The organism is Ruegeria sp. AU67 (assembly GCF_900312795.1).
Taxonomy (GTDB): domain Bacteria; phylum Pseudomonadota; class Alphaproteobacteria; order Rhodobacterales; family Rhodobacteraceae; genus Ruegeria; species Ruegeria atlantica.
In genome coordinates this window covers 43,181-64,393 of the sequence record NZ_OMPH01000016.1, presented here as the reverse complement: position 1 = coordinate 64,393, position 21,213 = coordinate 43,181, and the positions used below count along the sequence as shown (strand labels likewise).

The following is a 21,213-nucleotide window of genomic DNA, read 5'->3' as shown; positions in this document are numbered from 1 at the left end:
CCAGTCTTGGCAGTGACCTGCTGATCTGAGTTCCTCAGCGTACGATAAATTCGGCGTGCAACGCCCCGGCGGCTTTGATCGTCTTCAGAATGTCGATCATGTCCCGGGGCGATACCCCAAGCGCGTTCAGACCTGCCACGACTTCGGAAAGGGTTGCCGCTTCGGGTATTTCAGCCAGTCCGGTGCCTTCCTCTTCTTCTATTCCCGCGATTGTTCTGGGCACTACAACGGTCTCGCCGCGCGCGAAGGGGTTGGGTTGAACCGCAATCGGTGCCTCTTCCACCGTGAGCGTAAGATTGCCCTGCGAGACCGCCACGCGGGATATCCGCACTTCCTGCCCCATCACAATCGTGCCCGAACGCTGATCGACCACGACGCGGGCCTTGGTTTCGGGTTCGACCAGAATGTTCTCGATCCGCCCAAGCGCGTGGGCGGTCGAAATTGCCTGCGTTGCCGCGATGTTCAGCTCAACCGTCCCGGAATCGCGCATGATGGCCACTGCTCTGTTGAACTCGGTATTGATGGCAAGCTCGATCCTGCCTGCCGTAGTAAAATCAGGCTCTCGTAAAGCAAGGCGCATCTGGGTAAGCGCCGATAGTTCGAAATCGATTTCACGTTCCACCCTTGCTCCGGAGGGGATCACACCGGAAGTGGGAACGCCCTGCACAACCGAGGCGGCCTCTCCCTCAGCCGACACGCCGCCTGCCAAAACGGTGCCTTGCGCAACAGCGTAAATCTGCCCGTCAGCAGCGTTCAATGGCGTCATGATCAGCGTACCGCCCAGCAGACTTTTGGAATCTCCGATGGCAGAGACCGTCACGTCGATCTGCCCCCCAACGCGCGAAAAAGGCGGCAGGCTTGCAGTCACTAGAACAGCGGCCACGTTTTTGGGGCGGAAACTCGGTATACAGATCTTTCAGAAATCGCGCGGCATATTTGGCGTTTTCATCGGGATCGAACATGGCGTCGATCGAGCGGAACGCCTCGCCGTGCCAGCGGTAGTTGATCTGGAAACACCCGATATCAAAGCTGCGTTTGCCTGCTTTGAAGATTTCGAACACATATGATTTTGCCTCGAACTCTGAGGTGAACCAAATGCCCTTTCCTTCAACATTGATTGTCCAGGGCCAGGGTTGCAGCGCGCCGTCAGCTGTGCGGCCTGTCTCAACCCGGGCGATTGCACGCATGACATCCAGTGGCACACCTTCGGACTGGGCGGCGTTGTCGCAGATGTGGGCCGTTTGGGTGCTGGGCATGGCAAAACCCTGAGGCGCAGCCAACAGCGTCACCAGGGTCAGTCCTAAGATCGTTCGATATGGCATTCTGCCGGTCCGGGATTCTGATCAGTCCGGGCCAAGCTAGCTGTGTCAGGGTTTACAGAGGGTTATCGGCCGCTCAGTTTCGATCGATCCGGCGGCCGAACACGACACTGGTGTTGGTTCGCAAAACCCCGGGGATCTTTGCCAATTCGTCGACCAGTATGTCCAGATCCTCGATCCTGGGGGCTTCGGCGGACAGCAGCAGGTCGAATTCCCCATTGATCGACAGGCAAAGTTTGACCTCGGGATAAGTTTCCAGCCGCTTGATAATACGTTTGGTCTCTTTTTGCTGAACCTCAAGCAAGACAACGACCTGAACGCGCGGGGCGTCTTCGGGCTCGCTCAGAACCACGGAATACCCGGCAATCACGCCGCGTTCTTCCATCCGCTGAATGCGTTCATGCACGGTGGTCCGGGCCACACCGAGTTTCGCCGCGATCTTAGTCGTAGATTCGCGGGCGTTGTGCTGCAGTGCTGTGATGATGCGGCGGTCAAGCTGATCCATAGGGCCAAGGTGTAGTGCAAATACCTTGGGATGCTCAAGGTTTGTCAGCGTGTTCGTCCGACGTGACTTTCTGCCTGGAGCGCGGCCAGATCAGAAGCGCAACACCAAGCCCCGCAAGGGCTGCAATAGTCATCCAGATCAATGTCTGTTCGGTCCCTTTGGTGGTCATCAGCCACCCGGCCAACGGGTACAACACCAGCCAGCAGGCATGGGACAGCGTGAACTGCGCGGCGAAAACTGCCGGTCGGTCTTCCGGGCAGGCCGTGCGTGTCAGCAGGCGGCCGGACGGTGTCAGAGTGGCGGAATAGGCAAAGCCAGCACCCGCCCATAACACCGCGAGCCCCCACAAAGTCATCTGGGTCGAGGCGAACAACCCCGCTGCAAAGGCCATCGTAAGCGTCCCGAATGCTGCACCGGCCAGCATAACGCTGCGATCCTGGTAGTTGTTCAGAAGAGACGGCAGGATGAAGGCAGCCACCATCGAGCCGCCCCCATACCCGGCCAATGCAACGGCCACAGCGCTTTCCGACAGCCCAAGATCGGCGCGCACGATTACGACAGTGTTGACGATGACCATCGCGCTGATTGACGCGGCCGTCCACGTCAGCGCCAGCAAACCGCGCAACCGTGTCGTACCAAGGTATAGGCGAATGCCCCGGGTTGTCCGGTCGTAAATCCCCCTCCGGTTCGTCGGTTTGGGCGAAGGCAGGGCGACCGACACGACAAGGATTGCCGAGGCAACGAACCCAAAGCTTGTGCCCCAGAACAGACTGTCAAAGCTAATGATCAACAACAGCGCTGCAGCCAGAGCGGGACTGAGCAGACTTTCGAGGTCATAAGCCAGCCGGGACAGCGACAGAGCTTTGGTGTAGTCTTGTTCATCCGTCAGAACATCCGGAATCGTCGCCTGAAAGGCTGGGGTGAAACCAGCAGAGGCGGATTGCAGCAGGAAGATCAGCACATAGATCTGCCAGATCTCGGTCACGATCAGCAGACAAAGCGCAACGGCGGCACGCACAAGATCTAGCACAACCAACATTTTGCGTCGGTCCAGCCGTTCTGCAAACGCAGCGGCGAGCGGGGCGACAACCACGTAGGCCACCATCTTGATGGTCAGGGCGGTTCCCAGAACCATACCCGCCGCGTCACCGGCCAAATCAAAGGCGAGCAACCCCAAGGCAACCGTCGCCAGCCCGGTTCCCATCAACGCAACCACCTGAGCCGCCAGTAAATGCCGATAGACACGGTTCTTCAGGACTCTCAGCATCGGTCAGAGGTACTTTGTGATGGTTTTGAAGTCTTCCACGTTCGGGTCTTTGGCTGCGGTGGTTGGTGACAGGCAATGATCAATATGATCGTGGATCAAGGCCCGTTTGGCGTTGGTAATCGCCTTTTCAACCGCAAAAAGCTGCTGTGCGATGTCGGTGCAGGGCTCTTGATCTTCGAGCATGGATATTACCCGGGCCAGATGCCCGTGTGCCCGTTTCAGACGCGCATGGATCTGCGGGTGCGACTCGTGTTTGTGTTGTGTCATGCAATAACCCTATCCCCCCCATGGGGATATGGTCAACGTAACCTGCGGGTCCCTGCCGCACTGTCATGGATAGCGTTGAGTTTAGAGACCAAACCTCCTATCTCGGGGGCGATACCGGACAAAGGACAAGCCCCGTGGCAAACCATCTTTACAAAAACGACCTGCCGGACGGGTTGGATATGGGCCCTGTTGTGGCCATTGACTGCGAGACTATGGGGCTAAACCCGCATCGGGACCGGCTGTGCGTGATCCAGATGTCGGGCGGCGACGGAGACAGCCATATTGTTCAGGTCGAAATAGGCCAGACCGAGGCCCCGAACCTGTGTGCGATGCTGGAAAACCCTGACGTGCTAAAGCTTTTCCACTTTGGCCGTTTCGACATTGCTGCGATGTACCACGCATTTGGCGCATTGGCCGCTCCGGTCTATTGTACCAAAATCGCCAGTCGGCTGGTGCGCACCTATACGGATCGACACGGGCTGAAGAACCTGTGTCAGGAGTTGATCGGCGTCGATATCTCGAAACAGCAGCAGATGAGCGACTGGGGGGCTGAGACCCTAACCAACGCGCAGCTGGATTATGCGGCTTCGGACGTACTCTACCTGCATCAGCTGCGCGAGGCGTTGGACGAGCGCCTGGCCCGCGAAGGCCGCACCGAAATGGCGCAGGCCTGTTTTGACTTCCTGCCGATGCGTGCGAAACTGGACCTCGCCGGTTGGCCCGAAACGGATATTTTTGCGCACTCATGACCGATACCGAAGCATTCCTGAGAACCGCACGTCAGGTCATCACCGACGAGGCCCGCGCGCTGGACGTGCTTGGCGAAAGCCTGAATGAAGATTTTGCCGAAGCCGTGCAGATGATCCTACAGGCTCCGGGCCGCATCATCATCAGCGGTATCGGCAAATCGGGTCATATTGGCCACAAGATTGCCGCCACGCTGGCCAGCACCGGCACGCCGGCCTATTTCGTGCACCCGGCCGAGGCCAGCCATGGCGATCTGGGCATGGTGTCGAAGGGAGATGTGGTTCTGGCGATTTCCAATTCGGGCGAAGCGCCGGAGCTGGTCAATCTGCTGGCCTTTACCCGCCGCTTTGGCATTCCCTTGATTGGTTTGTCCAGCAAACCGGAAAGCACGCTGATGAAGCAGGCGGATGTGCATCTGTTGATCCCGTCGCTGGGCGAAGCTTGCGGTTTTGGCATGGTGCCCTCGATTTCAACCACTTTGACGTTGGCGATGGGCGACGCCTTGGCCATTGCGTTGATGAAGTACCGTGATTTCAAGCCCGAGGATTTCCGCGCCTTCCACCCTGGCGGCAAGCTGGGGGCGCAGCTGTCAACCGTGCGGGATTTGATGCACGCCGATCTGCCAGTTGTGTCTGAGGGCACCCCCATGAGCGAGGCGCTGCTGGTCATGAGCCAGAAAAGCTTTGGCGTTGTCGGCGTGACGGATGAGACGGGCCGCCTGATTGGCATCGTGACTGACGGCGACTTGCGCCGGAACATGGACGGTCTTTTGGACAAGACCACTAAAGAGGTCATGACCACCAATCCGCTTACCATTTCCCCGAACGCAATGGCGGAAGAGGCGGTGGCGATCATGAACGACCGCAAGATCACTTCGCTGTTCGTGGTCGACCCCGAGACACAAGGCCCAGCCGAGGGGCTGTTGCATATCCACGACTGCCTGCGCGTCGGATTGGGCTAAGCGGAGGGTAGTGCGGTGGACGGACACTCACGCAGGGTACAGTTCTTCAAGGTGGTGCTGCCGTTGGTGGCTATCGCTATGCTGTCGACTGTGTTCCTGCTGTCGCGCAGCATCGAAACCAATGTGTCCGTGCCCTTCAACCAGCAGGATATCGATGAACGTTTGGCGGATCAGGTGGTGACGCAGCCCAACTACCAAGGAACGACCCGCAAAGGTGAAGACGTTCAGATCGAGGCAAGCCGGGCAACGCAGGGTACTGAGGGCGAAGCGCCAACAGCGGCCGAATTTCGGGGCCGCTTTGGCCTGCTGAATGGCGGCGTAATCACTTTGGATTCCAACTCTGGCATGATCCGTCCGGACAAGAATACGGCTACCTTTGTCGGGGATGTGGTTATAACAACAACGGACGGCATCGTCGTCACAACGGATCTGTTGAACACTGCGCTGGACGAAATTCAGGGCGACACGCCCGGTCAGGTCGACGGAACCGGTATTATTGGTGATTTTACTGCGGGCAGAATGACATTTGGGACTGAAAAAAAAGATGGACCGGTCCATATTATTTTTACAGATGGCGTGAAGTTGGTGTATGAGCCTCAAAAAGCAGAAAGATAACCTGTGTTGTATTTTCGATTAGCCCTTGTAAGCGCTGCTCTGGTAACTGGTGCGATCTCTGCGACAGCGCAGGAAACTCAGGTTGCTTTCGGTTCGGCTAATGCCGACCCAAGCCTGCCGGTCGAGGTGACCTCGGAAAAGCTGAACGTAAATCAGGAAGACGGCTCGGCCGAGTTTCTGGGCAACGTGATCGTCATTCAGGGCGAAATGCGGCTGACGGCGGAACGCGTGCTTGTCATTTATAACGAAGACCGTTCAGGCATCGAAAGGATGGAAGCGACCGAGGATGTGATTCTGGTCAGCCCTCCGGATGCGGCCGAAGGCGACTGGGCGGAATACACCATCGATTCAGGTGAGATCGTCATGAAGGGTAACGTTCTGCTGTTGCAGGGGCCAAGCACGATCAGCGGCGACCAGATGAACGCCAACCTGACCACTGGCAAAGCGACGATGACCGGCAACGTGAAGACCATCCTACAGCAGGGGGCCAACTGATGGCTCAGCCAAACCTGACGGTAGCCGAAGGCGCCTCTGGCCTGAAAATCGAAAAGCTTCGCAAGTCTTACCGAAAAAAGACAGTGATCCGCGACGTTTCCATGACCTTGGGCCGATCCGAGGTGGTTGCGCTTTTGGGCCCGAACGGGTCAGGCAAGACCACCACATTCTATTCGGTCGCGGGCCTTGTGTTTCCTGAGGCTGGCACTGTTACGATTGACGGTCAGGTTGTTACAACGCTGCCTATGTATCGCCGCGCGCGTCTTGGGATCGGATATCTGCCGCAAGAGATGTCGATTTTCCGTGGCATGAGTGTCGAGGACAACATCGCCGCCGTTCTGGATATCACCGTCAACCACGCCCACCGCCGAAAAGAGCGGCTGGAAGAGCTGTTGTCCGACTTCTCGATCGAACACCTGCGCCGCGCACCCGCGCTGGCCCTGTCGGGCGGTGAACGCCGCCGGGTCGAGATCGCGCGTTGTTTGGCAGCAGATCCGAAATATCTGTTGTTGGATGAACCCTTTGCGGGGGTCGACCCGATCAGCGTCGGGGATATCCGCCATCTGGTTGCGGACCTGAAAAAGCGTGGAATCGGCGTGTTGATCACCGATCACAACGTGCGCGAAACACTAGAGATCGTGGATCGTGCCTACATCCTGCATGACGGTCAGGTCCTGATGTCCGGCACACCCGATGAAGTGGTCGAAAATGAAAACGTGCGCCGGGTTTACCTAGGCGAAAACTTCCGTATTTCATGAGCTTGCGCAGATTTTCGCCGGGCGCATAGCGGAAATCACGTATATACACGCCTGTTTTGATTGACTCTCCCGCCGTCTCTTGCCTCAATTGGACTATGGCATTTCTTCGGTTCCCGACTGGATCACGACGCCCCTTCCTGGAAGGGGGGCCGGTGCGGTTACCGCAGGATTTGCCGATGTCCCCCACCCGATAAAAACAAGCGCGTCGCATTACGTGACGTCAGAAATGGGTGTGAATTGTGAAGGAGATCACATGCGTTACCAAATCAGCGGAAAACAGATCGACATCGGTGCGGCCCTGCAGACTCATGTGCAGACCGAACTGGGCGAGGTCGTGGGCAAATATGCCCAACGTCCGACAGATGCCAACGTCGTCTTTTCCCGTTCAGCGCATGAATATGTATGCGAAACCACAGTGCATCTTTCCACTGGTCTGACCGCTCAGGCCAAGGCACACGCAACCGAGATTTACGCGGCGTTTGAGGGATGCTGCGACAAGATGGAAACGCAACTGCGCCGTTATAAGCGCCGACTGAAAGACCACCACAAGGATCGGTCAGAGCCTGTTGAACTCTTCGGAGCGTCGTCTTATATCCTCGCCTCTGACGAATCGGAGACGGCTGACGAGCCCGATACTCTGCAGCCCATGATCGTGGCTGAGATGGAAACCAAGATCCCATCGCTGAGTGTTGGAGAGGCGGTCATGCAGATGGAACTTGCCGGTGCGCCGGTGCTTGTGTTCCGAAACGAAAACAAGGACGGATTGAATGTCGTGTACCGTCGCGAAGACGGTAACATCGGCTGGATTGATCCGTAACAGGCAAGACTAGCAAGGCACGCCCCTGCAATTGCAGGGGCCCCGCCGTGGAGCGTGATGATGGAGCTTTCGAGCATATTAAGGCCCGAAGCAGTACGTGTGTTGTCCGCCGCTTCTAGTAAGAAGCGGTTGTTTCAGGAAATTGGCGATGTTGCTGCCGGGACTTTGCACCTGGATGCGCAGACTGTCGTCGATTGTCTGCTGGAGCGCGAAAGTCTGGGGCCGACCGGGGTTGGGCACGGTGTCGCCTTGCCGCACGCTCGGCTGACAGATCTGGACAGTGTCTCGGGTGTGTTTGTAATGCTCGAAAAACCGATTGATTTTGGATCGGTCGACAGGCAGCCGGTGGACATCGCATTTGCACTGTTTGCGCCGGAAGAGGCGGGTGTCGATCACCTCAAGGCGCTTGCGCTGGTGTCGCGTACACTGCGCGACACGTCTGTTTGCACAAAGCTGCGGGCCAACCCTGATCCGGTCAAGCTTTACGCGATTCTGACCGAAGCGCAGTCCATGCAGGCCGCCTAACTTTGCAGAAATAAAAAAAGCCCCCGAAAGCTGGGGGCTTTTTTTCTTCGAGGCGGCTTTTGCTTACCCGCCTGCTCCCATTTCCAGTGTCCACCAGATTTTCCCGCCACTTTCCTGATGCCAGGAAAAGCCCATTTGTGATGCTTTGGGGTCCATGATCACGGCTCGGGGGCCAGGTTCCTGCATCCAGGCGGCCAAGGTTTCGGTTTCGGTCTCATAGGTTTCCGAGATCGCCTCACCCAGGTAAGTCCCGTAATAACCGACGCGTTGCGCGCGATCTATGGGCGACGATCCGTCCGAACCAAAGTGCCAGGGGCGGTTTTGACGCGCCATGTCCTTGGAGTGAGTCGCGGCCGCAGCGTTCAGTTGCGAATTTAGCTGAACCGATTGTAGACCCTGCGCCTGGCGCAGTGCATTCACGGAATCCAGCATACGGAACTGGAGCTTTTCGGGGTTGCCGCGAATCTTGTAGACCGACGGCAGTGGACGGCCATCTGATCCGTAAGTTGGGGTGCTGCTTGGGGTACATGCAACCAGCGCAACAAAGCAAAGAAACAGTAATGTGATAATACGCGTCATGATCGACCTGATTATTGTGTCGATATACGGCATAGCGCGCCATGCAGCCTTGGGCAAACCTGCAATGGCTGATTCTTGCATGTTTCTGCCGGTTTGATTTGCGATTGACGCATTCTGGCAATAAAATACGTGAAAATTTCAGGTCATCTTTCGCAAAGGACCGTTCACTATGGTCAAGAAACCCATTCATTCATCTAGCCGCCGAGGATTTCTGGCCGGTGCTTCGGCCCTGCTGGCATCGCCGGCGATTGCCCAGTACATTCCAGGTGACCCACTGCGCCCGGCACCCGAGGCAGAGCCAGACGTGCGTCGCAATGTCTCGGGGTTCCGCGCCCTGGATTGGCAGCCTTATTTCTCGAATACGAGAAATGGGGCCATTCTGGTCGATACGGTGTCCCGAGCGCTGCATTATTGGTCAGATGATCAATCTGTTTACAAACTCTACCCCTCATCCGTTCCGCTGACCGAAGAATTGACCCGCCGGGGCCGCACCAGCGTAATCCGCAAAGTTGAGGGTCCCAGTTGGTCACCGACACCTTCTATGAAGAAACGAAATCCCGAATGGCCGGATCATATTCCGCCGGGCCCTGATAACCCATTGGGAACACATGCTTTATACCTGAGTTGGAAATACTACCGGATTCACGGAACGCATGACACGCGCAAAATTGGTCGCCGGTCGTCGAACGGATGCATCGGCCTGTTCAACGAAGATATCGCTGAGCTGTTCTCGATGGCGAAGGTCGGCACGCAAGTGTTGCTTATTTGACGACATTTTCGCGCACGAACCCGCTTGTGGCTCAAGTTGCAATTGCATTCCAGTCATATAGCTGATTAGAAAAAAACCACGAGGTAAGTCTTAGGTGTGCGGATCCGATTGATGGAGCCGTGCAAACTCTGGAGGTTAATATGAAAAAACTCGTTCTCGCCGCTGCATTGACTGCTGCTGCTTCGACCGCTTATGCCGGTAACCTGGAAGAGCCGGTTGTTGAAGCACCGGTTGTTGTAGAGGAAACTCAGGGTTCGTCGCAGGGTATCATCCTGCCGCTGATCCTGCTGGTCGTAGTTGCCGCAGCTGTTGCAGCAAGCTAATTTGACGAGCTAAATCTAGAGAAAAGGCGGTGGAGCGATCCACCGCCTTTTTTCATTTCTTGATGATGGGAAACGGTCAGTCGAGCCAGCCCTTCAGATTGTCTTCGATTACCTTGCCCAGTGCGCCAATGTGCGAATCATCGTCATTGAGGCAGGGGATATAGGTAAAGGTCTGACCGCCGGCCTCTTCAAAGCTTTCCTTGATCTCTTCGTTGATCTCTTCCAGCGTCTCGATGCAATCGGCAGAAAACGCCGGTGCGATTACCGCGATGTTCTTCTTCCCCTGCCGCGCCAGATCAGCCACGTGATCCACGGTATAGGGTTTCAGCCATTCCTCGGGACCGAATCGCGATTGGAAGGTTGAGACCAGCTGATCGTCCGACCAGCCCAGCCGTTCCTTCAGCAATCGGCTCGTTTTCGCGCATTGGCAATGATAGGGGTCGCCCTGCTGCAAATAGCGCTCTGGCATGCCGTGATAGGAACAGACCAGGACATCCGGTTTGGTCTCCAGCGCCGCATAGGCTTTTTCCACTGACCCGGCCAAAGCGTCGATATAAACAGGCTCGTCGAAATAGGCTGGAACGGTACGAGACGCAGGTTGCCAGGCTTCGTCCATCAACGCGCGGAAGAACTGGTCATTGGCCGTTGCCGTGGTCGCGCCCGCATATTGCGGGTAGAGCGGGAAGAACAGAATTCGATCACAGCCCGCGGCCACCATTTCACGTACTTTGGATTTGGTTGAGGGATTGCCGTAGCGCATGCAGAAATCGACCATCACCTGATCGCCGTACCGTTCTTGCATCGCATCGCGCAACTTGGTTGTCTGGTCCTTGGTGATCGTCATCAGCGGGCTTTCGCCCTTGTCATGGTTCCAGATCGACTTGTAGGCCTCACCCGAGCTGAACGGGCGCTTGGACAGGATGATGCCTTGCAGAATCGGCTGCCACTTCCACTTGGGATAGTCGATTACGCGCTGGTCCGACAAAAACTCATTCAGATACCGGCGCATCGGCCAATAGCTGTAGTCATCCGGCGTACCGAGATTGGCCAGCAGAATGCCGACGCGGCCCATTTTGACCTTTGGATGGTCTGCGGCGGCATGATCGGGGCGAGTGGCGTCAAACATCTGATGCTTCCTGAGATTTCTCTGTACTGGTCTGAGATAACCGGAAAAGCCCGGTCGTCAATTGGACAGTTTACCTTCTTTTGTGCTCAGCGCATCCGCAAGCCGGGCTTTGGCTGATCCGGGGCGCAATGGTTTCTGTTGGCTGTCATCGGGAGACCAGCCGGTCAGGCAGATCAATTCATAGGTGGCGGCCAACCGCCCCCCGGGCGTTGAGAAGTTGTCGGCATAGACCTGCTGTGCGCGCGTAAAAACCTGTCGCTTGGTGGGTTGTTTCATGCGCCCGGACAGGCTGTTGGTCTCACCCATGGCGCGCAGGTCATGCATCAGGTGCAGTATGTCGCGGTATTCCGCAGTCAGGCGCGCGGTGTCGGCGACCGGCAGCGCAAACCCCGCCCGTTGCAGCAACCCGCCAAGATCGCGCAGCTCGGCCATCGGGACGATACGGGGGCTGAGGCCTCCGGTCACTTCGATTTCGGCCTGTCCCAGTGCGGCGCGCAGCTCGTGCAGTGTTTCACCGCCCAGACACACAACCAACAGCAACCCGTCGGGGCGCAGAGCACGGCGACATTGGATCAGTTGCCCAACAGGATCATTGGCCCAATGCAGCGCCATGGCGTGGATGACCAAATCATGCGCGCCGGGGGTCAGGGCCAGTACCTCATCATCTGCAACGATCTGCGCCTCGGGCAACGTGTTCTGCCAGATATGTGCAAATGGCGTCAAGATCGCCGGGGCTGTAAAGGTTTTGTTAACCATGGAGAGCCGATCCTGCACTTCGTCCACAGCGGCACGATGCAGGAACAGGGCCTCATCCTTCGCGCGGGCGCGGTGCCGGGTAAGGACCTGGCGATCAAACAACGAGGGTTTATTGGACTCAGGCAGTTGCATAGGGCGCAAGTATCGCATGTGGCACCGGATTCAAACCGCTGTCGCGCTGATCTATCCGCCGCGCTGTCTGGGATGCGGGGACCTGACCGAATCGGATTTCGGGCTGTGTGGGCCCTGCTGGCGCGAGACGCCCTTTATCGGAGGAGTTGTTTGCGAAAGCTGCGGGGTGCCGTTACCGGGGGTTTCAGACGGTCACCGGATTGAGTGCGACGATTGCTTGGCTGCGCCGCGCCCCTGGCAAGATGGGCGTTCGGCCCTTTTGTACGGTGGCAAAGCGCGGTCGCTGGTGCTGGCCTTGAAACATGGTGACAGGCCCGAACTGGCGCGCCCTGCCGCACGCTGGCTGGCGCGGGCCGGGCAAGAGATGTTCCGCGAGGGGATGCTGCTTGCGCCGGTGCCTTTACACTGGTCCCGGTTGTTGAAACGCCGGTACAACCAGTCCGCCCTACTGGCACAGCACCTTGGGAAAGAGGCAGGGCTTGAGGTGTGCCCGGACCTTTTGCTTCGTCACCGAAAGACGTCGGTTCTGGACGGCAAAACAGCCACCGAGAGGGCGGAAGTCCTTGAACACGCGATCATCGCCCATCCAAAGCGACAAGACCAAATGCAAGGGCGCAATATCCTGCTGGTGGATGATGTGATGACCTCCGGCGCGACACTGGCGGCTTGCGCGCGTGTCTGCCTTGCATCCGGAGCAAATCATATTTCCGTGTTGACCCTAGCGCGCGTTGCCAAGGATGCCTAATTCGCCCAAGATTATGCGAAACGCGAAGGTACGGAATATGAAACCGGTAGAAATTTACACCTCGCCGCTGTGCGGTTTTTGTCACGCGGCCAAGCGGCTGCTGAAGCAGAAGGGCGTCGAGTTCCAGGAAGTGGACGTTCTGATGCACCCCAAGCGCAAGCCCGAGATGATCCAGCGCGCCGGTGGCAAACGAACCGTGCCACAGATCTTTATCGGTGCGCAGCACGTGGGCGGCTGTGACGAACTGTATGAGTTGGAGCGTCAGGGCAAGCTGGATCGCCTGCTCGCGGCCTGATGAAGACCGCGCTGCTGCAAATCACTTCGTCGGATGATCCGGCCGAAAATCTGGACAGGGCGCGCGCCATGATGGCCGAGGCTGCGGAACAAGGCGCGCGGTTAATCCTGACGCCCGAGGTGACGAATTGCGTGTCCACCAGCACCACGCGGCAGCGCGAAGTCTTGCAGCACGAAGAAGATGACCAATCGCTGGCCGGCCTGCGGGATAAGGCCGCTGCGCTGGGTGTCTGGCTGCTGATCGGGTCTTTGGCGATCAAAACCCATGATGCAGACGGTCGGTTTGCCAACCGGTCCTTCATGATCGACCCGCAGGGGCAGATCGTGGCGCGGTACGACAAGATACACATGTTCGACGTGCAGGTCACCGAAACCGAGACCTTCCGCGAATCCAAAAATTACCGCCCCGGCGACAAGGCGGTGATTGCCGACACCGATTTTGGCAAGGTTGGCATGACCGTTTGCTATGACGTCCGGTTTCCGGCGCTCTATGCGGCGTTGGCGCAGGCAGGTGCGCGTATCCTGACGGTTCCGGCCGCGTTTTCGCCGGTCACAGGCGCGGCCCATTGGGAATCGTTGCTGCGCGCCCGGGCGATTGAGACCAACTGTTGGGTTCTGGCCCCCGCACAAACTGGCGAACACCCTAAAACCCGCGGCAAGACGCGCTATACCTATGGCCACAGCATGGTCGTTGCCCCGTGGGGAGAGGTTGTCATCGACGCAGGGACCGATCCGGGCATTCACATTTTCGATTTGCATGATAGTTCTGTGTCTGAGGCGCGCCGTCGCGTGCCCTCTTTGACTCACGTCCGTCGCTTTGACGGACCCTGATCCAGAACCGGACCATGACTGACGAACACAATGCCCTTGCGGTCACGCTGTTCAGCGAAATCCTGACCGCAGACCAGCTGTTGCGTAATCGGCTTAGCCGGGTGCTGCCCAAGGGTATGGAGATTTCGCATTTCTCGGTGCTCAACCATCTGGTCTTTGTCGGGAACGAGCGTAGCCCGGCACAATTGGCCGATACATTCCACGTCACCCGTGGCGCGATGACCAACACGTTGGCCAAGCTGGAATGGGCCGGATACATCCACATCCGCCCTGACTGGGACGACGCCCGCCGCAAGATGGTGGCGATCAGCCCTGCCGGTCGCAGGGCACGGGATCAGGCGATTTCCTCCATCGCACCGCTGATCAACCGCGTGGTCGGAGAGTTGGGGCTGGAGCGGGTCCGCAGCACGCTGCCCGTGCTTCGGGATTTGCGGTTGCAGTTGGAGGGGGAGTAGGGTTTCTTCCACTTAATTGATTTAGTCGAGCGGGAAATCAACCGCGGCGGGAAGAAATTGGATTGAGAGCCTACGCACTTTTGTTTTCAGTCATGGCCGTTCTGTTGACGGGTTGTGCCAAAAAAGCGGACTGGCATCAAAAAATGGTGCTGTATTTTGACACGCCTGATGGCCCGATCACCGCGTCTAGCGTGATCCGTGTGGATTTCACCGGTGCTATGGCATGGGCTGGTGATCTGAATCATGATCATACTGACCTGATAGGAGAAGCAGTGGTCGCGGATCTCGGCGGTCGATATTTGTTTGCTTTGATAGAAGAAGATGCAGGCAGAATGATTGTGCGGGCGCTACCTCAAGACAAAAAGGAGCAGTCATTTAAAAGCTCCATTATCTGGATCAAAAAACAGACCGAGCCCTTAGAATTGCCAATGAGTCTTTGGCCGCGAATGGTAACTTTCAAGGATGTTAAGAACCCCACTACGGTTGAACTTGTTGATCCCGCCAATATCGCTGCAGCCTTTAACGATGGTTTTTCGCTTAGCAGAGTTACAATTCAGGTGACTGAAGAACCTTTGACTAAAGGGCGTGTTGTAGCGGCGTTGAATAGTGCTTTCTTTAGAGACGGAGCCGCAATGAGAAAAGCGGCCTTGTCTCGTGGTTCCAATGATAAATACTTCGAATTTCTTGCGGCAGAGTTGACGCGAAACAAGTTTATTCGGGAGGAATAAACAAAGTTCGCTGAGTAAACTTAAGAAAGCCCAGCACTTACCCCAGCTTAACGCTCGCCGTCACGTAATTCACGCTCAGATCCCGGTCCGAGATCGACCAACTCCAGAGGATTGGGTTGAACACGAAACCCTTGCGGTCCACCGGGTCCAGCCCGGCCTGGCGCAGCAGGTCGAACAGCTCATCCGGGGTGATAAACTTGTTCCATTCATGCGTGCCGCGCGGCAGCCAGCGCATCACGACCTCGGCCCCGAAAATGGCCATGGCATAGGATTTTGGATTGCGGTTGATCGTCGAACAGATCAGCAAGCCGCCCGGTTTCAGCAATTGCTGCGAGGCTGTCAGAAATCCCAACGGGTCGGCAACATGCTCGACCACTTCCATGTTCAGCACCACGTCGAACTGTTCGCCTGCAGCGGCCATGTCCTCGGCTGTGGTGTGGCGGTAGTCGATCTCCAGCCCTGATTGTTCGGCATGGATGCGCGCGACAGGCAGGTTACCTTCTGCGGCATCCGCACCCACGACCTCGGCCCCCAAACGCGCCATCGGTTCGCTCAGCAGCCCGCCGCCGCAGCCGATATCCAGCAAACGCAGGCCCTCGAACGGCTTTGGCGACTTCAAATCGCGATCGAATTCGCCTGCGATCTGCTGTGTGATATAATCCAGCCGACAGGGGTTGAGCATGTGCAGTGGTTTGAATTTTCCATGCGGGTCCCACCATTCTGCGGCCATCGCTTCGAATTTTGCGATCTCGGAAGGGTCAACCGTGTTCGGATGCGCTTGCATTCCTGTCTCCGTATGCTCTTTTACGCTTAAGGACTATATAGGGCCATAATGGACAAGTACCCGGACCAAAAGCGCGCAGTTCAATATCTGTACCCGCCGATCGATCCTTTCGATCAGCGTATGGTCGATGTGGGCGACGGACACCGTATCTATATGGAACAATGCGGCAATCCTAACGGCATTCCGGTGGTGATTCTGCACGGAGGCCCGGGCGGTGGCTGCAGCCCCGCGATGCGGCGCTATTTTGATCCGGACGTTTACCGGGTGATTCTGTTCGATCAGCGCGGATGCGGACGGTCACGCCCGCATGCCTCTGTCACTGACAACACCACTTGGCATCTGGTGGACGATATCGAACGTCTGCGAACCTTGCTGGATATCGACGACTGGATTGTCTTTGGCGGCAGCTGGGGGGCGACGCTTGCGCTGGTCTATGCGCAGTCCCACCCGGATCGGGTCAATCGCCTGGTGCTGCGCGGTGTGTTCCTTGCGACGCAGGTCGAGTTGGATTGGTTTTACGGCGGCGGCGCGGGCAAGTTCTGGCCCGAGCAATGGGCGAAGTTCACCGCTCTGCTATCCGACAATGAGCTGAGTGACACCATAGGCGCATTTAACAAGCGCCTGTTCTCGGGGGATCGCGCGACCGAGATCCTGTATGCGCGCGCCTGGTCCAGTTGGGAAAACGCGCTGGCTTCGATCCATTCGCATGGCGCAACCGGGGAAAGCCCGGGGGAATACGCGCGGGCCTTTGCACGGCTTGAGAATCACTATTTCATCAACCGCGCGTTCCTTGAACAGGACGGGCAGATTCTGGACCAGATGGACAGAATCGCACATATCCCCGGCCATATCGTGCAGGGTCGGTATGACATGATCTGTCCGCCTCAGGCCGCGTGGAACCTTGCCCAGCTGTGGCCCAATGCCGAGCTGAAGATGGTGCGCCAGGCCGGGCATGCGCTGTCCGAACCCGGAATTAGCGCGGAATTGGTTCGCATCATGGACCGCGTGGCGGAGGGCGCATTATGACCCGCATCGACCGTCGTGCTCTGTTTGCTTCCGGTGCTGCTGCCGCTCTGCTCGCGGCGACCGGTGCGTCTTTAGCCGATACGCCCAAAGTGGGTGGTACGCTGCGCCTTGCCGTGCCCCGCGATGACAGTTTGGAGCAGGTTGCCCGTGGGGCCGTGTTCGACACCCTGACCGAGATTGCACCCGACGGCACCCTACGCGGAGATCTTGCGACCGGTTGGCAAACTGATTCCCAAGCCCGCATCTGGAGCTTTGATCTGCGCGAGAACGCTCGTTTTCACGATGGCGCGGTCCTTGATGTAAGGGATGTGATGGCGGTTCTGGGCGATGTCGGGCAGGTCGACGCCTTGTCAGATAATCGCGTGCGTCTGGAGTTGGCTCAGGCCAACCCGGGTCTACCCTTCCTTTTGGCCGACAGCAGGTTCGTTATTACGCGCAACGGGCAAGGTGTCACGCCCTTGCAGGCGGCGAACGGCACCGGATGCTACCGAGTTGAACGGGCGGAGGATGATCGTCATTTCCTTGGGCGCCGTGTGGCGGGCCACTACAAGGATGGATTGGCTGGCTGGGCCGAAACCCTGGAAGTTATCGTGATTCCCGACGCTCGCGTGCGTACCGAGGCGCTGCGAGACGGCTTTGTGGATATCGCGGCACTGCCGCAGGGCGAAGGGTTCAGCCCGCACCGCGGATTGCGCTTTTTTCCAAGCGAATCCGATATGGCGCTGGCTGTAGCAGGGCATGTCGGCATGCCCCGTCAGATCGGAACGGATCGCCCCCTGGATGATGGCCGCGTTGCCGAGCGTTGGTGGTTGATTTAAACGCCGAAAATTCGCCTGACTTCTACTTTGTGCAAAATTTTGCTATTGTACGCGCTGTATTAGCTTAATTGTTTCGAAAATGGGAGAATTCCCATGAGGGTTGAAAGCTTAAAGAATATATCAATTTCCATTTTGTCCGTAGCATTGGCGGTTGTTGCGGTGTTTGCCCTGAAATCAGGTAAAGACGTTACCGTAAAAGTCAGCAAAAACGGGACGATAGAGCTGGATGCCCGCGAAGGGCAGTCGCTGACCCAGTTGCTGGACAAGGGTTTTGAGGCCGTAGAGGCGAACCCCGAAGATAGTGCAGAGACGACAGCGCGGAAACTGTCCGATATGCGGGCTCTGACCCGCACGCTGAAGTCGCATGGTTACTATGCGTTGAACGATTCGGATCTGGTTCACGAAATTAGAGGGCTGGAAAAGGAGGATCCCCTGTCGGCCGGGCTGCGCGACGTGCTGTATGATCTGGAAGGTCCGTTTTCGCTGCCCGGAACATTGCGTGGGGCGGATTCACGGATGTGGCAGGCGATCGCTGATCTGTACGAGGGTATAAAGTCCGAACCGCGTGGTGACAGCCAGCTATTTGCGACGCTTTACACGAACTTCATTCAGCAAGAGACCGTGTTCAGCCCCTTCAAGCACGAGGTAACGGCCGAGGGCGTGTTGTTGCATGACGCAAATGGGAACGAAAAACCGATGGTGTACACCTGCCCCGACAGTTTTTTGAAGCCGGGGATTACCGTCCTGATCAAACCGACCGGCGGGTCATCCAATATCATGCGTCAGTTCACGGTGCGGCAAGATCCTGTTTTTCATGCCTGCGCCGCGCGGACACCGTTCGAGTTTTTGTCGGGTTCAGAAATGAAGCTGGGGCTGAACCGGGTGGCCTTTGATCAACTCTTCCCGCCGCGGACGGCGAATGCCGAGCAGTTTCAGGGCAGGGGCACTCTTTCGGTGATTATCTACCCGCGCAACACGCAGCCTGCGCTTTTTGCATCTTCGGCGGAATAGGAGCTTTCCATGAATAAACTTGCTGTTCTCGCTGCCATTATTGCACTTGTGACCGTCGCCCCGTCAGGCGTGGCACATGCCCAGGGACGTCAATGCCTGTTTGACGGCGAGGTCTACGAAGACGGGGACCGCGTTGGTCCTTACCTATGTGAAAATGGCGAGTGGATTCTGTCAGACTGATATTGTGATTGCCCATCCTGGCGCTTGGGCTTGCAATCTTGCAGTCGCTTGGCTATATGGCCGTTAACAGCGGCGTGTCGGGCTTCGGTCCGGGGCTCCACCGGAAAAGATCGACGGGCCGCGCGCCCGTTTTTTTGTGCCCGACTGACAGGGTAGAGTACCAGATGACAAATGACCTGATAGCCAAAGCAGCCATCGACCGGCGACTGGCCGAGATCATCACCCCCGTGATCGAGGATCTGGGGTATGAACTTGTGCGTATTCGCCTGATGAGCGGCAAACAAACCACGCTGCAGATCATGGCTGACAAGCCTGATGGCGGTATCGAAGTGGATGATTGCGCCGAGATTTCGAACGCGGTCAGCGCCACGTTGGATGTTGAGGATCCGATCCTTGACGCCTATGCGCTGGAAGTGTCCAGCCCCGGCATCGACCGCCCCTTGACCCGTCTCAAGGACTTTGAGGCGTTCGAAGGGTATGAGGCCAAGATCGAAACCGCCGAACTGATCGACGGACGCCGCCGTTTTAAGGGTGAGCTGGCCGGGATCGAGGGAGATGAGGTCCTGATCAATCTCACCGAGGGGGACGAGACGATCACCATCGGTCTGCAATTCGACTGGCTGAGCGACGCCAAGCTGGTCCTGACTGACGACCTGATCAAGGAAATGCTGCGCCAGCGCAAAGACGCCGGTGCCCTGAACGAAAACGCTTTCGACGAGATTGAGACCGAAGGGTCCGAAGAGGAGACGAACTGATGGCAATCACCTCAGCCAACCAGCTGGAGCTGCTGCAGACCGCCGAGGCCGTGGCCCGCGAAAAGATGATCGACCCCAGTCTGGTTGTCGAAGCGATGGAGGAATCGCTCGCCCGTGCCGCGAAGAGCCGTTACGGCGCTGAGATGGACATCCGCGTTTCCATCGACCGCAAGACCGGCAAAGCGACATTCACCCGCGTACGCACCGTGGTCGAGGATGAAGAGCTGGAAAACTATCAGGCCGAGATGACCGTCGAGCAGGCCAAGCAGTATATGGAAACGCCTTCGGTTGGTGACGTCTTCGTTGAAGAAGTGCCGCCAGTTGAAATGGGCCGTATCGCGGCGCAATCCGCAAAGCAGGTGATCCTGCAGAAGGTTCGCGAAGCTGAGCGCGATCGTCAGTACGAAGATTTCAAGGATCGTGCAGGCACCATCATCAACGGTGCGGTCAAGCGCGAAGAGTTTGGCAATGTCATCGTCGATTTGGGCGGTGCTGAGGCCGTTCTACGCCGCAATGACAAGATCGGTCGCGAAAGCTATCGTCCGAATGACCGAGTGCGTGCCTATATCAAGGAAGTGCGGCGCGAAGTTCGTGGCCACCAGATCTTCCTGTCGCGCACCGCGCCGGAATTCATGGCCGAGCTGTTCAAGATGGAAGTGCCGGAAATCTATGACGGCATTATCGAGGTCAAGGCCGTGGCCCGTGACCCCGGTTCGCGCGCCAAGATCGCCGTGATTTCCTATGACGGTTCGATTGATCCCGTTGGTGCTTGCGTTGGTATGCGCGGCAGCCGCGTGCAGGCCGTTGTGAACGAGCTGCAGGGCGAAAAAATCGACATCATCCCGTGGAACGAAGATCAACCGACCTTCCTGGTGAACGCGCTGCAGCCTGCTGAGGTTTCCAAGGTGGTTCTGGACGAAGAAGCCGGCAAAATCGAGGTTGTGGTTCCAGAGGAGCAGCTTTCGCTGGCCATCGGTCGCCGCGGTCAGAACGTGCGTCTGGCCAGCCAGCTGACCAATCTGGATATCGATATCATGACCGAGGCCGAAGAATCGGCGCGTCGTCAGAAAGAATTCGAAGCCCGCACCCAGCTGTTCATGGACAGCCTGGATCTGGATGAATTCTTTGCCCAGTTGCTGGTGTCCGAAGGCTTCACCAACCTCGAAGAGGTAGCCTATGTGGAGATCGAAGAACTGCTGGTGATCGACGGCGTTGACGAAGGCACTGCGCAAGAGCTGCAAACACGGGCGCGCGAATATCTGGAAGCAAAGGCCAAGGCAGCTTTGGAAAGCGCCCGCGCGCTGGGTGCCGAAGACAGTCTTATTGAATTCGAAGGCCTGACACCCCAGATGGTTGAAGCGCTGACCAAGGACGATGTGAAGAACCTGGAAGACTTCGCCACCTGCGCTGACTGGGAACTGGCCGGTGGTTGGACCACGGTCGACGGCCAGCGAATTAAAGATGACGGTGTTCTGGAACCTTTCGGTGTAACGCTGGAAGAGGCGCAGGATCTAGTCATGACAGCTCGGATCATGCTGGGCTGGGTCGATCCTGCTGAGTTGGAGCAGGCCGAAGAAGAAGTTACCGAAGAGGAGGCCGAGGCCTGATCGCAGGCTTCGGGTGGC

Annotated in this window: 27 protein-coding genes and 1 pseudogene; 20 read left to right on the top strand and 8 right to left on the bottom strand. The window is 57.5% G+C overall.

Annotated elements, in window-relative coordinates; translation table 11 throughout:
* Positions 1-34: 34 nt before the first annotated feature.
* From DK510_RS05645 to DK510_RS05625, 4 genes and pseudogenes are all read right to left on the bottom strand, one after another.
* Positions 35-898, bottom strand: a pseudogene (locus DK510_RS05645) (flagellar basal body P-ring protein FlgI); the annotation flags it as partial.
* Positions 899-1,395: 497 nt separating this feature from the next.
* Positions 1,396-1,824 (bottom strand): Lrp/AsnC family transcriptional regulator, encoded by a 429-nt coding sequence (locus DK510_RS05635; protein ID WP_109311283.1) that lies wholly within the window; start codon positions 1,822-1,824, stop codon positions 1,396-1,398.
* 34 nt (positions 1,825-1,858) lie between these two features.
* Positions 1,859-3,091 (bottom strand): MFS transporter, encoded by a 1,233-nt coding sequence (locus DK510_RS05630; RefSeq protein WP_109311282.1) that lies wholly within the window; start codon positions 3,089-3,091, stop codon positions 1,859-1,861.
* Between the two features lie 3 nt (positions 3,092-3,094).
* Positions 3,095-3,358, bottom strand: coding sequence for a metal-sensing transcriptional repressor (locus tag DK510_RS05625; protein WP_109311281.1), 264 nt, complete (start codon positions 3,356-3,358; stop codon positions 3,095-3,097).
* Positions 3,359-3,492: 134 nt separating this feature from the next.
* Between DK510_RS05625 and DK510_RS05620 the strand changes: the two genes are divergently transcribed.
* From DK510_RS05620 to DK510_RS05590, 7 genes are all read left to right on the top strand, one after another.
* Positions 3,493-4,107 (top strand): ribonuclease D, encoded by a 615-nt coding sequence (locus DK510_RS05620; RefSeq protein ID WP_109311280.1) that lies wholly within the window; start codon positions 3,493-3,495, stop codon positions 4,105-4,107.
* The gene (locus DK510_RS05615) at positions 4,104-5,066 is read left to right on the top strand and encodes an SIS domain-containing protein (RefSeq protein WP_109311279.1); all 963 of its coding nucleotides are present in this window, start codon (positions 4,104-4,106) and stop codon (positions 5,064-5,066) included. The genes DK510_RS05620 and DK510_RS05615 overlap by 4 nt, the downstream gene beginning before the upstream one ends.
* A gap of 15 nt (positions 5,067-5,081) precedes the next feature.
* A complete protein-coding gene (gene lptC, locus DK510_RS05610; RefSeq protein WP_058272998.1) occupies positions 5,082-5,681 on the top strand; it encodes an LPS export ABC transporter periplasmic protein LptC in 600 nt (199 codons plus the stop codon).
* A 3-nt stretch (positions 5,682-5,684) separates the two neighbouring features.
* The gene (locus DK510_RS05605) at positions 5,685-6,176 is read left to right on the top strand and encodes an LptA/OstA family protein (protein WP_109311278.1); all 492 of its coding nucleotides are present in this window, start codon (positions 5,685-5,687) and stop codon (positions 6,174-6,176) included.
* Positions 6,176-6,934, top strand: coding sequence for an LPS export ABC transporter ATP-binding protein (gene lptB / locus DK510_RS05600; RefSeq protein ID WP_058272996.1), 759 nt, complete (start codon positions 6,176-6,178; stop codon positions 6,932-6,934). Before DK510_RS05605 ends, lptB begins: the two co-directional genes overlap by 1 nt.
* A gap of 253 nt (positions 6,935-7,187) precedes the next feature.
* The gene (gene hpf / locus DK510_RS05595; protein WP_058273067.1) at positions 7,188-7,751 is read left to right on the top strand and encodes a ribosome hibernation-promoting factor, HPF/YfiA family; all 564 of its coding nucleotides are present in this window, start codon (positions 7,188-7,190) and stop codon (positions 7,749-7,751) included.
* A gap of 60 nt (positions 7,752-7,811) precedes the next feature.
* The gene (locus DK510_RS05590; RefSeq protein ID WP_109311277.1) at positions 7,812-8,276 is read left to right on the top strand and encodes a PTS sugar transporter subunit IIA; all 465 of its coding nucleotides are present in this window, start codon (positions 7,812-7,814) and stop codon (positions 8,274-8,276) included.
* A gap of 63 nt (positions 8,277-8,339) precedes the next feature.
* On the opposite strand, the gene DK510_RS05585 is transcribed toward DK510_RS05590, so the two are convergent.
* Positions 8,340-8,855, bottom strand: coding sequence for a CAP domain-containing protein (locus tag DK510_RS05585; RefSeq protein ID WP_109311327.1), 516 nt, complete (start codon positions 8,853-8,855; stop codon positions 8,340-8,342).
* Positions 8,856-9,024: 169 nt separating this feature from the next.
* Here DK510_RS05585 and DK510_RS05580 point away from each other — a divergent pair, with 169 nt between their 5' ends.
* Both DK510_RS05580 and DK510_RS05575 read left to right on the top strand, forming a co-directional pair.
* Positions 9,025-9,624 (top strand): L,D-transpeptidase, encoded by a 600-nt coding sequence (locus DK510_RS05580; RefSeq protein WP_109311276.1) that lies wholly within the window; start codon positions 9,025-9,027, stop codon positions 9,622-9,624.
* A gap of 140 nt (positions 9,625-9,764) precedes the next feature.
* Positions 9,765-9,947 (top strand): hypothetical protein, encoded by a 183-nt coding sequence (locus DK510_RS05575; protein ID WP_010442520.1) that lies wholly within the window; start codon positions 9,765-9,767, stop codon positions 9,945-9,947.
* A 76-nt stretch (positions 9,948-10,023) separates the two neighbouring features.
* Here the strand turns inward: DK510_RS05575 and hemH are convergent, their stop codons facing one another.
* On the bottom strand, positions 10,024-11,073 hold the full coding sequence (hemH, locus tag DK510_RS05570) for a ferrochelatase (protein ID WP_109311275.1): 1,050 nt from the start codon (positions 11,071-11,073) through the stop codon (positions 10,024-10,026).
* Between the two features lie 57 nt (positions 11,074-11,130).
* Positions 11,131-11,961 carry a methyltransferase domain-containing protein gene (locus DK510_RS05565; protein WP_109311274.1) on the bottom strand — a complete coding sequence of 277 codons (831 nt, stop codon included), beginning with the start codon at positions 11,959-11,961 and terminating at the stop codon, positions 11,131-11,133.
* Between the two features lie 16 nt (positions 11,962-11,977).
* Here DK510_RS05565 and DK510_RS05560 point away from each other — a divergent pair, with 16 nt between their 5' ends.
* From DK510_RS05560 to DK510_RS05540, 5 genes are all read left to right on the top strand, one after another.
* Positions 11,978-12,706, top strand: a complete 729-nt coding sequence (locus DK510_RS05560) for a ComF family protein (protein ID WP_109311273.1) — start codon at positions 11,978-11,980, stop codon at positions 12,704-12,706.
* A gap of 37 nt (positions 12,707-12,743) precedes the next feature.
* A complete protein-coding gene (gene grxC / locus DK510_RS05555) occupies positions 12,744-13,001 on the top strand; it encodes a glutaredoxin 3 (protein ID WP_082636999.1) in 258 nt (85 codons plus the stop codon).
* Positions 13,001-13,831 carry a carbon-nitrogen hydrolase family protein gene (locus DK510_RS05550; RefSeq protein WP_109311272.1) on the top strand — a complete coding sequence of 277 codons (831 nt, stop codon included), beginning with the start codon at positions 13,001-13,003 and terminating at the stop codon, positions 13,829-13,831. Before grxC ends, DK510_RS05550 begins: the two co-directional genes overlap by 1 nt.
* Before the next feature lie 14 nt (positions 13,832-13,845).
* On the top strand, positions 13,846-14,286 hold the full coding sequence (locus DK510_RS05545; RefSeq protein ID WP_109311271.1) for a MarR family winged helix-turn-helix transcriptional regulator: 441 nt from the start codon (positions 13,846-13,848) through the stop codon (positions 14,284-14,286).
* Between the two features lie 62 nt (positions 14,287-14,348).
* Positions 14,349-15,014, top strand: a complete 666-nt coding sequence (locus DK510_RS05540; RefSeq protein ID WP_160116463.1) for a hypothetical protein — start codon at positions 14,349-14,351, stop codon at positions 15,012-15,014.
* A 37-nt stretch (positions 15,015-15,051) separates the two neighbouring features.
* Here the strand turns inward: DK510_RS05540 and ubiG are convergent, their stop codons facing one another.
* Positions 15,052-15,798, bottom strand: coding sequence for a bifunctional 2-polyprenyl-6-hydroxyphenol methylase/3-demethylubiquinol 3-O-methyltransferase UbiG (ubiG, locus tag DK510_RS05535; RefSeq protein WP_109311269.1), 747 nt, complete (start codon positions 15,796-15,798; stop codon positions 15,052-15,054).
* A gap of 48 nt (positions 15,799-15,846) precedes the next feature.
* On the opposite strand from ubiG, the gene pip reads away from it, so the two are divergent.
* From pip to nusA, 6 genes are all read left to right on the top strand, one after another.
* Positions 15,847-16,824, top strand: coding sequence for a prolyl aminopeptidase (gene pip / locus DK510_RS05530; protein WP_109311268.1), 978 nt, complete (start codon positions 15,847-15,849; stop codon positions 16,822-16,824).
* A complete protein-coding gene (locus tag DK510_RS05525) occupies positions 16,821-17,642 on the top strand; it encodes an ABC transporter substrate-binding protein (protein WP_109311267.1) in 822 nt (273 codons plus the stop codon). The genes pip and DK510_RS05525 overlap by 4 nt, the downstream gene beginning before the upstream one ends.
* 93 nt (positions 17,643-17,735) lie before the next feature.
* Positions 17,736-18,653 carry a hypothetical protein gene (locus DK510_RS05520; protein WP_109311266.1) on the top strand — a complete coding sequence of 306 codons (918 nt, stop codon included), beginning with the start codon at positions 17,736-17,738 and terminating at the stop codon, positions 18,651-18,653.
* A 9-nt stretch (positions 18,654-18,662) separates the two neighbouring features.
* Entirely contained in the window at positions 18,663-18,833 is a 171-nt protein-coding gene (locus tag DK510_RS22740; protein ID WP_160116462.1) for a hypothetical protein, read from the top strand.
* A gap of 164 nt (positions 18,834-18,997) precedes the next feature.
* On the top strand, positions 18,998-19,588 hold the full coding sequence (gene rimP / locus DK510_RS05515; protein ID WP_058272983.1) for a ribosome maturation factor RimP: 591 nt from the start codon (positions 18,998-19,000) through the stop codon (positions 19,586-19,588).
* Positions 19,588-21,195 (top strand): transcription termination factor NusA, encoded by a 1,608-nt coding sequence (gene nusA, locus DK510_RS05510; protein WP_109311265.1) that lies wholly within the window; start codon positions 19,588-19,590, stop codon positions 21,193-21,195. Before rimP ends, nusA begins: the two co-directional genes overlap by 1 nt.
* The last annotated feature ends 18 nt before the right edge of the window (positions 21,196-21,213 follow it).